10 protein-coding genes and 2 tRNA genes are annotated in these 11679 nt (G+C 44.2%); 7 read left to right on the forward strand and 5 right to left on the reverse strand.

Annotated features, from left to right (window positions below; genetic code table 11):
* Positions 1 to 536: 536 nt before the first annotated feature.
* The 3 genes from glpA to glpC are packed head-to-tail and all read left to right on the forward strand — an operon-like array spanning position 537 to position 4719.
* On the forward strand, positions 537 to 2189 hold the full coding sequence (gene glpA, locus BSR11_RS12635) for an anaerobic glycerol-3-phosphate dehydrogenase subunit A (RefSeq protein ID WP_072670706.1): 1653 nt from the start codon (positions 537 to 539) through the stop codon (positions 2187 to 2189).
* Positions 2186 to 3496 carry a glycerol-3-phosphate dehydrogenase subunit GlpB gene (glpB, locus tag BSR11_RS12640; RefSeq protein WP_072670707.1) on the forward strand — a complete coding sequence of 437 codons (1311 nt, stop codon included), beginning with the start codon at positions 2186 to 2188 and terminating at the stop codon, positions 3494 to 3496. The genes glpA and glpB overlap by 4 nt, the downstream gene beginning before the upstream one ends.
* On the forward strand, positions 3493 to 4719 hold the full coding sequence (gene glpC / locus BSR11_RS12645; protein WP_072670708.1) for an anaerobic glycerol-3-phosphate dehydrogenase subunit GlpC: 1227 nt from the start codon (positions 3493 to 3495) through the stop codon (positions 4717 to 4719). The genes glpB and glpC overlap by 4 nt, the downstream gene beginning before the upstream one ends.
* 107 nt (positions 4720 to 4826) lie before the next feature.
* On the opposite strand, the gene BSR11_RS12650 is transcribed toward glpC, so the two are convergent.
* Complete coding sequence (locus tag BSR11_RS12650) at positions 4827 to 5918, reverse strand: ketoacyl-ACP synthase III (RefSeq protein ID WP_072670709.1); 1092 nt, start codon at positions 5916 to 5918, stop codon at positions 4827 to 4829.
* Between the two features lie 179 nt (positions 5919 to 6097).
* Here BSR11_RS12650 and trxC point away from each other — a divergent pair, with 179 nt between their 5' ends.
* The 3 genes from trxC to BSR11_RS12665 all read left to right on the forward strand — a co-directional run bounded on the left by trxC (position 6098) and on the right by BSR11_RS12665 (position 8174).
* The gene (trxC, locus tag BSR11_RS12655; RefSeq protein WP_072670710.1) at positions 6098 to 6532 is read left to right on the forward strand and encodes a thioredoxin TrxC; all 435 of its coding nucleotides are present in this window, start codon (positions 6098 to 6100) and stop codon (positions 6530 to 6532) included.
* A 194-nt stretch (positions 6533 to 6726) separates the two neighbouring features.
* On the forward strand, positions 6727 to 7881 hold the full coding sequence (locus tag BSR11_RS12660) for an MFS transporter (protein ID WP_072670711.1): 1155 nt from the start codon (positions 6727 to 6729) through the stop codon (positions 7879 to 7881).
* Positions 7882 to 7982: 101 nt separating this feature from the next.
* Positions 7983 to 8174, forward strand: coding sequence for a DUF2986 domain-containing protein (locus BSR11_RS12665; protein WP_072670712.1), 192 nt, complete (start codon positions 7983 to 7985; stop codon positions 8172 to 8174).
* Here BSR11_RS12665 and BSR11_RS12670 read toward each other — a convergent pair.
* On the reverse strand, positions 8163 to 8636 hold the full coding sequence (locus BSR11_RS12670) for a LabA-like NYN domain-containing protein (RefSeq protein ID WP_072670713.1): 474 nt from the start codon (positions 8634 to 8636) through the stop codon (positions 8163 to 8165). The two genes, BSR11_RS12665 and BSR11_RS12670, sit on opposite strands and share 12 nt — an antisense overlap.
* 325 nt (positions 8637 to 8961) lie before the next feature.
* Between BSR11_RS12670 and BSR11_RS12675 the strand changes: the two genes are divergently transcribed.
* A complete protein-coding gene (locus BSR11_RS12675) occupies positions 8962 to 10542 on the forward strand; it encodes a BCCT family transporter (protein WP_072670714.1) in 1581 nt (526 codons plus the stop codon).
* 179 nt (positions 10543 to 10721) lie between these two features.
* On the opposite strand, the gene BSR11_RS12680 is transcribed toward BSR11_RS12675, so the two are convergent.
* The 3 genes from BSR11_RS12680 to BSR11_RS12690 all read right to left on the reverse strand — a co-directional run bounded on the left by BSR11_RS12680 (position 10722) and on the right by BSR11_RS12690 (position 11604).
* Positions 10722 to 10795 (reverse strand) — tRNA-Cys (locus tag BSR11_RS12680).
* 26 nt (positions 10796 to 10821) lie between these two features.
* A tRNA-Leu gene (locus tag BSR11_RS12685) sits at positions 10822 to 10908 on the reverse strand.
* Between the two features lie 351 nt (positions 10909 to 11259).
* Entirely contained in the window at positions 11260 to 11604 is a 345-nt protein-coding gene (locus BSR11_RS12690) for a helix-turn-helix domain-containing protein (protein ID WP_072670715.1), read from the reverse strand.
* Positions 11605 to 11679 lie beyond the last annotated feature (75 nt).

Consider the following 11679-nt stretch of genomic DNA (forward strand, 5'->3'; position numbering starts at 1 on the left):
TCGAACACAATTTTGTAATCAATAAGAGTAGTTTTTGTTAATTAGAGCCGTATTTTGATCTCAAAAAATATCGCCATCACGGTGAAAAATCACCGCTATTAACGCAGACGAATTACGTGATGTGAAGAATGCTTTGATGGTAATGAAAGGCGTACTTATAACTAAATATTAGCAAAAATTGATATAAACATCGAAGATATGTCAAATCGGAAGGCAGAAACCATTAAAGCAGTGATCAAGTAACAAAGTTTAAATCAAAGACCAAGATACTTTTTATTCACTCATTTAAAAAATTTGCGTTTACGTTCGTGACTCTACGCTTTATCACTCACCAGTCCATCATGTGAACAATAAGTAAATAAACGTCGTCAAACATTGCTCATTTTGTTTATTTATTCTCTATCAATAAGCAACTTGATGACAAAAACCTACTATTAAATTTTCGTTCGAGCTTTTGTGAGCAACCTATCGAACATTTTAAGCTTAAAATGACACACTAATGGTAAGTTTATTGTAAATAGATTGAGGCAGAGGTCATGACGACGAAGCAAACCATAGAAACCGATGTGGTGATCATCGGCGGCGGCGCGACAGGAACTGGAATTATGCGTGATTGTGCCTTGCGAGACATTCGCTGCATTTTGGTTGAAAAAGACGATATCGCCTCTGGTACAACCGGAAGAAACCATGGTCTACTCCATTCCGGCGCTCGTTACGCCGTCACTGACCATGAATCCGCCAAAGAATGTATTCAGGAAAACCTGATTTTAAAACACATTGCTAAACATTGTGTGGAAGCAACGGAAGGCCTATTCATCACACTGCCCGAAGATGATATCGCGTTTCAAGATACCTTTATCACCGCTTGCCAATCAGCAGGCATTGCCACCAAACGACTCACTGCAAAAGAAGCGCTGCGCCTTGAACCGAATGTCAACCCAGCTTTAATTGGCGCAGTGCAAGTTCCTGATGGCACTTTAGACCCCTTTCGGTTATGTGCGGCTAATGTGCTTGATGCCAAAGAGCATGGCGCGCAAATCCTTAACCGCACTGTCGTTACCGGCCTTATTCGTCAAGGTGATACTGTGCTCGGTGTCCACTGCCAGCAACTTGGTACTCAGCTTCAATTTGATATTTTTGCTAAACAAGTGATCAATGCCGCTGGGATCTGGGGACAAAATATCTGTGAGTATGCTGATCTCAATATCAAAATGTTCCCAGCCAAAGGCTCACTGCTCATCCTCGATTATCGCATCAATAACCTAGTGATCAATCGCTGCCGAAAACCCTCCGATGCCGATATTTTAGTGCCCGGAGATACCATTTCTTTGATTGGTACCACTTCAGAGCACATCGACTACGACCAGATTGACAACTTACACGTCAGCGAGCAAGAGGTGGATATTTTGCTTTCTGAAGGGGCAAAATTAGCTCCCATCATGGCCAATACCCGAGTATTACGTGCTTACGCAGGAGTAAGACCGTTAGTGGCGGTGGATGATGATGGCAGTGGCCGCAATATCAGCCGCGGGATTGTGTTATTAGATCACCAAGAGCGCGATGGCCTGAAAGGGCTAACCACCATTACTGGCGGTAAATTAATGACTTATCGCTTAATGGCTGAATGGGCGACCGATATGGTTGCCAAAAAATTAGGCAATACGGTTGCCTGCACCACTCATACTCGCCCTCTTCCCGGCTCCAACCAAGCAGAAAAACCCATCAAAAAAACTGCTAGCCTAGCTAAGCCTGTTTATGCATCGGCGCTTTATCGTCACGGTGAGCGAGCTGAACAGTTTTTGTCGGCGGATAGCAAAAGCCAAGCCATCATTTGTGAATGTGAAATGGTCACCGCGGGTGAGATTGAGTACGCCATTAAACAGTTAGATGTTAATAATCTCGTTGATCTGCGTCGCCGTACACGCCTGGGTATGGGGCCATGCCAAGGGGAATTATGCAGTTACCGAGCTGCCAGTTTATTTCAAGACTATGCAGGCATCTCCGGCCAACAATCAAGCCAACTGTTGGTCGAGTTTTTAGAAGAACGCTGGAAAGGTATTAAACCCATTTTCTGGGGAGACGCACTGCGCGAAGCAGAATTCAGTTATTGGATTTATGAAGGACTATTGGGTGCGAGCGATCTCCCTCCCTCTGCAACGCAACCTAATCAAGAGGAGACGCTAGGATGAAATATGATGTGATCATTATTGGGGCTGGCATTGCAGGTTATAGTGCTGGGATCCGCTGCTTGCAAGCGGGGTTAAAGACCGCCTTGATCAGCCAAGGACAAAGTGCGCTGCACTTTTCATCCGGTTCCATTGATGTCCTGGCTAAGTTACCTAGCGGACAACTGGTTGATTATCCTTTTCAAGGGATTACCCAACTGAGCGAACAAGAACCGAATCATCCTTATAGTAAAGTCGGCGCCTCAACGTGCCGCCAAGCCCTGTCTTGGTTTCAAGCTACGCTTCAACAACATGGTCTGCCATTAAAGCAGCAAAGGGATGACAGTAATCATTGGCGCATTACTCCTCTAGGAACCTTGAAAGCGACTTGGCTATCACAACCTTATGTCTATCAACATAAAAAGTCGTGCGATTTTAAACGGCTTGTGTTGGTGTCCATCGAAGGTTACCGAGACTTTCAGCCACCGATGCTACAAGATAACTTACGTTATTTACCGGAGTTCTCAACCATCCCCAGCACGATTGTCTCAATCTCGATTCCTGGTTTTACTGAGCTACGGCATAATCCCCATGAGCTACGCTCGATTGATATTGCAAGGCTACTTAAAACGCCCACGGCATGGCAGGCATTTTGTGATCAATTAACGCAAGCAGCTAGCGGTGATGATTTAGTCATTCTACCCGCGATTATGGGCAACGGTGATGGACTACAGCTACTCAACAAATTGCATTCCACGACGGGTTTAACCTTGCACGAAGTGCCGACCATGCCGCCGTCATTGATGGGAATAAGAATCGAAGAGTCGCTGAACCGAACCTTCTTATCCCTTGGTGGTGTTCATTTAAAAGGCGATAAAGTCTGCAAAGGCGAGTTTAGCCATCAGCGCTTGAACGCGATATACACTAAAAACCTAACGGATATGCCGCTTTACGCTGATCATTTTGTCATGGCGACAGGCAGTTATTTCAGTCAAGGCTTAGCCGCTAACCATCAGGGGATCAATGAGCCTGTCTTTGAGCTGGATATGAGCTGTATTCAGGATCGGAAACGATGGCGTAACCACGATTTTTTTGCTCAGCATCCTCATCCTTTTATGGGCTTTGGCGTCACCACTACCGCTTCCTTGCATCCGAGTCGTCAAGCTGAAGTGATTAATAATCTCTATTGCTGTGGCTCGATGCTTGCGGGCTATGATCCCGTCTTCGAAGGCTGTGGCGGCGGTGTTGCCATTGCGACCGCTTACCATGCGACATCGCAAATCATCACTCAATATCAGGCGCAAGCATCGACTCAGGAGGCTCTGGTATGAACCATTCTTTTGTTGCCAATGCACCGAAAAACACCTCATTTGATCAGTGCATCAAATGTACCGTGTGTACTGTGTACTGCCCCGTTGCCAAAGCGAATCCACTGTATCCTGGACCCAAACAGTGCGGCCCAGATGGCGAGCGCTTGCGGATCAAAAGCGCGGAATACTACGATGATTTACTAAAATTGTGCACCAATTGTAAACGCTGTGAAACCGCGTGCCCTTCTGGTGTGCGCATTGGTGATTTGATTGCCGTTGCACGAGGTAAATACGCGAAGAAACCTTTAAATCCTAAATTAATGCGTGATTATGTACTCAGCCATACCGACTTGTTTGGCTCTCTCGCGACACCTTTTGCTCCCGTCGTCAATTTTGCCACCTCACTGCCGCTGGTGAAAAAAATCATGCACAAAACCATCGGTGTGCATGATCACAAAGCTCTACCGAAATATTCTCATGGCACCTTTCGTCGTTGGTTCAAACAACAAAAACAGCAACAAGCCAGCTATCGCCGCCAAGTCAGTTACTTTCATGGTTGCTATGTCAATTACAATCATCCCCAATTAGGGAAAGATTTTGTGAGAGTGATGAACGCGATGAATATTGGCGTCAGCTTGTTAGATAAAGAAAAATGCTGCGGCGTACCTTTGATTGCCAATGGCTTTCACGATAAAGCGCGCAGTAATGCTCTACTTAATGTCAAAAGCTTAGAAACCGCAGTGTTGGAAAGACAGACCAAGGTGCTCTCAACCTCATCGACCTGCTCTTTTACTCTGCAACAAGAGTATCCGCATGTGCTAGGCGTTGATAATAGCCAAGTGGTGGCAAGCATTGAGTATGTCACGCGTTTTTTACTCAAAGAGTTTATGAGTGGCAATGCGCCGAAGATGAAGCCGGTTAATCTTAAAGTGGTTTATCACACTCCTTGCCATTTAGAACGCAGTGGTAATGTTATCTTTACGATTGAACTTCTGAAAATGATCCCAGGTTTAGAGTTGGTGGTTTTAGATAGTGAGTGTTGTGGTTTAGCCGGTACTTATGGCTTTAAAGCGGAAAACTACGATGTGTCAATGAAGATCGGCTCACACCTGTTTGATTCCATCAACACGGCCAAGGCAGATTTCGCGGTCACCGACTGTGAAACCTGTAAATGGCAGATAGAAGAAAACACCACCGCCGAAAGCATTCACCCGATCACACTGCTGGCAATGGCGTTAGCCTAAAACAGGATAGCCAGCGTATTCATGTACGCTGGCTATCAACAGTGGCGCTCATTCACTGAACCCCAAAAGGGTTACCGTTGCCACTAAACTGCTATTGAGCTATTGAGCTATTGAGATAATGGGCGCTGCTGACAATGCTCAATCGCTTTTTCTAGCAATTGCAATGCGCTTTGCTCACAGGCCGGTAAGTGGGCATCACTACGGCCTAAAGGCGTTACCCGTGAACCCCACTTAATATGGCCAGCGCCCCAGGTTAAGCCTGCACCGAACGCGGCAAGTAACACATTATTATTCGGTTGAATCTTACCTTGTTCCAATGCTTCACACAGGGCAATCGGCACGGTTGCGGCTGATGTATTGCCGTATTTTTGAATATTGATAAACGCTTTATCTTGGCTGATCCCCGACAAATCACACAGGGTTTGGATAATGCGAATATTCGCTTGGTGTGGGATAACCACATCCACGTTCTGCTGCGCTAAACCACTGGTGGTTAATACTTGCGCCGCCGCCGCTCCCATCCCTTTAACGGCTCTTTTAAAGATCTCTTTGCCAACGAAATCAAACGCCCAATAACCATTATCTGCGGCAAAACGATCCATTGAGCTACCAAATTTCGGTACCGCTAAAATGTCACGTCCTTGGGCGTCACAGCCAATTTTGGCTTCTTGTAGACCGACTGCTTGCTCTGTCCGGCTTAACACCACGGCACCAGCACCATCACCAAATAAAACAGCGGTGTCACGCTTAGTCCAATCGATATAAAAAGACAGTCTTTCTGCACCAATCACTAAAGCATGTTGGTAGCGCCCCGCTTGCATCAAGCGAGTCGCTGTTTCTAAACTGTAGATAAAACCAGTACAAGCAGCATTAAGATCAAAAGCGGCTGCACTGTCTATGGCTAAGTTCTGCTGGATTTTTGAAGCAATATTAGGGATGAGTGAATCGGGTGAACAACTGGCGACAATAATTAAATCGATATCTTGCGCATCAATCCCGGCACAAGCCATCGCGTGTTGAGCTGCCACGGTAGCCAAATCAGAGGTGTTCACGTGGCTAATACGACGAGATTCAATCCCAGTACGAGTACGGATCCACTCGTCATTGGTCTCTAAAAAGGTGCTTAAATCATCATTTGAGAGCGTGGCAGGTGGCAAACATTTACCCCAACCGGTAATTTCAGCATAATATTGAGTCATTATAATCCTGCTTTTCGTTGTTATGCTCTTGCTACTGGTGAGATCAAATAGCAAAGAAATAGGCATTTATTGTTTGGAATGTTCAGCACATTCACTTAACCAAACGGCTAGTATACGCTGATTTGCCTCATCGCGCTAAGCGCGGATTGGCAAAGCAACACCATTATAAAGAGGAAACCATGTCAACGTTCACCACTCGCTGCCCAGCTTGCCATGGGCTTAATCGTATCCCAACAATCCGTGTGTCTGAAAGCCCACGCTGTGGAAAATGCCAAGCCGCTCTGCTTGATGGCGCACCGATTGAAGGAACAATCGATAACCTAGAAGCACTGTTAGCCAGTGAACAGCCGATCGTCATCGACTTTTGGGCACCTTGGTGTAATCCCTGCGTCGGTTTTGCCCCCATTTTTCATGACGTAGCCGTCGAACGTCAAGGGCAAGTGAGATTTATCAAAATCGATACTGAAGCTCAGCAGGCGCTGGCAGGAAAATATCAGATTCGTAGCATTCCCACCCTAATGGTATTTAAACAAGGCAAAAGAGTCGATGTTCTCAATGGCGCTTTACCAAAAAGTCAATTCGAACAATGGTTAAACCAAGCATTAACCAAATAAATTTCATCGAAAAATAAAATGAAAAGTTGGCATTTTTCTGCCGATTATGTCAACTTTACTACACTTAATCATGGCTTATGAATTGATAAATTTATTTTATCGTCATGAGCATTATTTTTCGTTTTACCTTTCTATTTTTAAGTCCCATATTCGCCGCGAAACCCCAGTCCAATTCTTCATTCGAGGCGATAACTATGGACATGATTACTTCTCCCGTTCATCGTATTTCAGTACCTGTTATTGCACTCACTTTGTATGCTATCGCTTCAGGATATCTGATGAGTGTTATCCCACTCATGCTGCCACATTATGGGTTAGAGCTTTCTTTAGCCAGTTGGCTAGCCAGTGTTTTTTACGCTGGCTTGTTACTGGGAGCGCTGTTTATGGAGCAGTTAGTCAATCGCTTTGGGCACCGTAATACCTTTATTGGCTGTCTATTAGTGCTATTAGCTTCTATCGTGATTTTGCCCGTTTTTGCCAATAGTCTAACTTGGCTTAGTGCACGTTTTATCGCGGGCATTGCGGTGGCGGGTGTCTTCGTTGTGGTTGAGTCGTGGTTACTGCATGGTAATGAAAGTGGCCGCGCAAAACGGTTAGGTATTTATATGGTATCGCTCTATGGCGGTACTGCGATGGGACAACTGGGAATTGGTTACTTAGGCGTAAATGGCTTGATTCCATTTATTGCAATTGGCTCCTTATTGTGCTTCGCAACGGTGATTTTAATCTTTGGTCAATCTGATCAACCGTCTACCGAAGCAGGACAAAGTCTGTCTTGGAAACAAGTGACCAAATTAAGCCATGCTGCCATCATTGGTTGTTTAGTTTCAGGACTGATATTGGGCGCTATTTATGGCCTCATGCCAGTAGAGTTAACACAACGAGGCATTAGTCACTCAGAAATCGGCAGCTTAATGGCACTGATTATCCTTGGCGCAATGGTCGTTCAACCGATTGTTCCTTGGCTATCCAAACATCTGGGTAGAACCTTATTAATGGCTTTCTTTTGTTTATTAGGGGCTTCTGCGGCGGTATTACCACTATTAGACAGTAGTGTGACAACGCTCGCGATCAGTTTATTTGTACTGGGGATGGCCACCTTTGCTCTCTATCCAATCGCAATTAATCTAGGTTGCGACAAATTAGATGCCCATTATATTGTCTCTGCCACTCAGGTTATGTTGTTTAGTTATAGTATCGGTTCTGTTTTAGGACCCGTTATCGCTGATTGGTTCATTTACACCAATCAAAGCTTACTCGGTTACCTTTTTGTGACGTTATTGATCACTTGTTTGTATATGTTGATGGCAAGTATGAAAACCAAGCGTCAATGGGTGGCCGGAGAATAACAACACGCAATAAACTTGATTGAGTTCGCCCTTAAAAACCAGTATGCTGCGCGGCTTTAGGGCCACTTGGCCCTAAATTGATTGTCATCGAGCAGATAAATATGAACCGTAAAAAGAAAATCAATCAAACACTACAAAAGCATCTTAAAAAGAAAAATGCCAAGCTACATGGTACCAATAAACCTCGTTATATTTCTAAAGCGGAACGTGCCAAATTAGAAGCCGAACAAACCGTTTTAGAAACCACAATAACCGATGCTGAACCGCAGGCCGATAACGGGTTACAACAATAAGTCTTGCTCTATTGGCACAAATTGACTGGCGACATCAATTAAGCTTTGTGCCGTCAGTCTTGGCACACCATACACCTCAACCTTAACCTGAAAACGCTGCTGAATGCGTTCTACTAAAGGTTCAAAATCGCCATCACCGGACACTAAAACGATCGTATCCACTTGTTGAGCTAGCTCATAGGCATCAAGCGCAATTCCCACATCCCAATCTCCTTTCGCGCTGCCATCACTCCGTTGGATAAAAGGTTTCAACATCACCTCAAAACCCACGCCACGTAAAATATGATGAAATTGCCGCTGTTGAGGTTCTTTACTAGCAATTGCATAAGCGTTCGCTTTGAATACATGACGGCCTTGCGTTACTTGTCGCCAGAACTGATTATAATCAAAATGACGCCCGTATCGCTCTCGACAAGTGTAATAAACGTTTTGTACATCAACTAAAATGGCAATTTTTTCCATCTCATCCTGCTTATTGTATTAAATTCAACTTAACTCCAATCACTTGGAGTTGCAAAAAAGATGAGAGCAAATTATCGCACTCACCCTTCTACGAATGATGCAAACTTTACCACAGCAAACGAAGTTTACTGACATAAAATAAGCAACTATTTTAGTATTTTAAACAGCATAAAAATTTATAAATTTGACTTTAAAACAAAATTGTCGCTATTATCTGCATCGAAAAATGATTTGTACTCTAATCATTTATTTACCTTTTGACGTATTCATCACTGGTCTACACGTAGACGAGTGACGAATGCGAAGAACATGTTTGAGTCATCGTATGCAAAACACATTAAAAAAATACAGTATTGAAACAACCGATTATCATGTCGGTAGGGATAATGTACAAAAATGGGGATTTGATGTTCATAATCCCGTCTTCGGTATCAGTGCCGGATTCATTCTACTATTCCTTCTCTCCATTATCTGGGTCGGCCCTGAGATTGCTAAATCCGCACTCGACACACTTAAAAATGGCATTATTGAACAATTTGATGCCTATTTCATGTGGATAACCAATTTCTTCCTTCTCTTTGCTATGGGATTAATGATCTCTCCTTTAGGTAAAATTCGCCTTGGTGGACGAGACGCAACCCCTGATCATTCTAGAATATCTTGGCTATCGATGCTTTTTGCCGCAGGTATGGGCATTGGTTTATTATTTTGGAGTGTCGCCGAGCCAACCGCTTACTATACCAATTGGTGGGGAACGCCCTTTAATGTCGAGGCTTATACGCCAGAAGCAAAATCTCTTGCTATGGGCGCGACCCTATTTCATTGGGGAATACATGGTTGGGCGATTTATGCGATTGTCGCCTTAGCATTAGGCTTTTTCTCTTTTAATAAAGGTTTACCACTTTCCATTCGCTCGGTCTTTTACCCTATTTTTGGTGACCGCGCATGGGGCTGGCTTGGTCATGTTATTGATATTATGGCCGTATTAGCCACTTTATTTGGTTTAGCGACCTCGCTGGGTTTAGGGGCTCAGCAAGCCACTAGCGGTATTAATTACGTTTTTGGCACCCAAGGTGGGATCGGGATGCAATTTGCCGTGATTATCTTTGTGACCTTGATTGCGATCATTTCTGTCGTGCGTGGCATCAATGGTGGTGTCAAGGTATTGAGTAATATCAACATGGCTTTTGCTCTTGCTTTATTGATTTTTATTATCAGTGTCAGCTTTCATACCGCATTACAATCGATCCCTGCGACCTTCATGGCTTATATCGAAAACATTCTTCCCCTAAGTAATCCTCACGGTCGTGATGATGAAATCTGGATGCATGGCTGGACAGTCTTCTACTGGGCTTGGTGGATCTCATGGTCACCATTTGTCGGTATGTTTATTGCGCGAGTATCAAGAGGCAGAACGGTCCGTGAATTTATTCTTGCGGTGATATTTATTCCAACCTTACTGATCATCGTTTGGATGTCCGTGTTCGGCGGTATTGCTTTAGATCAGGTTTCTAATAACATTGGTGCGCTGGGAGCACATGGGTTGACGGACATTTCGTTAACATTATTTCATGTCTACGAGCAGATACCATTGGGTAGCGCACTGTCGCTAATCTCGATTGTGCTGATCCTAATATTTTTCATTACTTCAGCCGATTCAGGCTCTCTGGTCATCGATAGTATTACCGCCGGAGGAAAAGTCGATGCTCCAGTATTACAACGTATCTTCTGGGCAACGGTAGGCGGTTCCATTGCTGCCGTACTACTCTGGGTTGGCGGCTCAGAAGCGCTACAAGCACTGCAATCCGGCGTTGTCGCTACAGCCCTACCTTTTAGTTTTGTCTTGTTACTGATGTGCGTAAGCTTAATCCAAGGCTTAAGAACCGAGCAAGGGCTTTACTCTTAATCCATCTGATCAAAATAAAAAAAGCCAGCCACGATTAATGGGCTGGCTTTTTTCTAATTGGAATACCCGCCCTCAATATCATTAAGTTAAATAGAGAGATTAATATTGCGGCGATATAAATGAAAAATTAGAAACAACAGAGACAAAAAAACCAGCATCTAGGCTGGTTACTTAAAAAATGGAGGCGCGTCCCGGAGTCGAACCGAGGTTCACGGATTTGCAATCCGCTGCATGGCCACTCTGCCAACGCGCCTTTGTATCAGTATGTATCTTGGCTGATGGTGCCCCGGGCCGGACTTGAACCGGCACGACTCGAAAGTCGAGGGATTTTAAATCCCTTGTGTCTACCAATTTCACCACCAGGGCAACGCAAATTGCGGTATGGCAACACCATCTGCTCTTTTGGGCTTTGCCCTGAGAACGAGGCGTACTTTACCGCATTCCTCAGCAAGGTCAATAAAAAAATGTGATTTATCAATCAAGTGATCAATAAATGAACCACGCCGTATAATAGACAACCGAACCGAACAAAGTTCAAACACCGAGTAGGCTTTATTCTCTAGATTGAGATTTTCAAATAACAGTAGGATTTCTGGATTACTTGATCAAGATGGGGCCAGCCGCATCATCGAAGCCTCTCAGCGTTTCTGACCTCGAGGTATTAGCCCATCAAATTGTTTTCATTTTTAGACTGCCGAACTTTATTCTTTACCGCCATTAAGCATAATGAACATATTCGATAATGACTTGATTACCTTCTATCGACACATTCTGAATATCACCATCAATGATCACTCGACTTTTGAGACTGATCACCTGCTTATCATAAGCAGATGCCGTTTTTAAGCTCGGTATCACCCTATGAGGCTCAAGGTGCAAATGCCGACAAAATTGGCTAATGAAGCTCATCGATAGCGGTCTATCGCCCCGCAGCAATTGAGAAAACTCTATCTGAGTTAAGTTGAGTTGTTTCGCCATCTGCATCTGAGTTAAATGCATTTTCGCTTTTTGTGACATCCATACATTATACAAGGCTTGGCGATCTTCGGCGCTAAACTCCATTTTTCATCCTTTAATGAGTGCAATAGATAATACTTTACACAGGGTGACAAAAAGGACTCGTGATAATGTCAGTGG

It is taken from the genome of Vibrio injensis, from assembly GCF_001895205.1.
Lineage (GTDB): Bacteria > Pseudomonadota > Gammaproteobacteria > Enterobacterales > Vibrionaceae > Vibrio > Vibrio injensis.

Excerpts from the sequence above, each read along its gene's own strand:
- BSR11_RS12660 (WP_072670711.1), top strand. The coding sequence starts at position 6,727 with ATGGACATGATTACTTCTCCCGTTCATCGTATTTCAGTACCTGTTATT.
- glpC (WP_072670708.1), top strand. The coding sequence starts at position 3,493 with ATGAACCATTCTTTTGTTGCCAATGCACCGAAAAACACCTCATTTGAT.
- trxC (WP_072670710.1), top strand. The coding sequence starts at position 6,098 with ATGTCAACGTTCACCACTCGCTGCCCAGCTTGCCATGGGCTTAATCGT.
- BSR11_RS12650 (WP_072670709.1), bottom strand. The coding sequence starts at position 5,918 with ATGACTCAATATTATGCTGAAATTACCGGTTGGGGTAAATGTTTGCCA.
- glpB (WP_072670707.1), top strand. The coding sequence starts at position 2,186 with ATGAAATATGATGTGATCATTATTGGGGCTGGCATTGCAGGTTATAGT.
- BSR11_RS12670 (WP_072670713.1), bottom strand. The coding sequence starts at position 8,636 with ATGGAAAAAATTGCCATTTTAGTTGATGTACAAAACGTTTATTACACT.
- glpA (WP_072670706.1), top strand. The coding sequence starts at position 537 with ATGACGACGAAGCAAACCATAGAAACCGATGTGGTGATCATCGGCGGC.
- BSR11_RS12690 (WP_072670715.1), bottom strand. The coding sequence starts at position 11,604 with ATGGAGTTTAGCGCCGAAGATCGCCAAGCCTTGTATAATGTATGGATG.
- BSR11_RS12675 (WP_072670714.1), top strand. The coding sequence starts at position 8,962 with ATGCAAAACACATTAAAAAAATACAGTATTGAAACAACCGATTATCAT.
- BSR11_RS12665 (WP_072670712.1), top strand. The coding sequence starts at position 7,983 with ATGAACCGTAAAAAGAAAATCAATCAAACACTACAAAAGCATCTTAAA.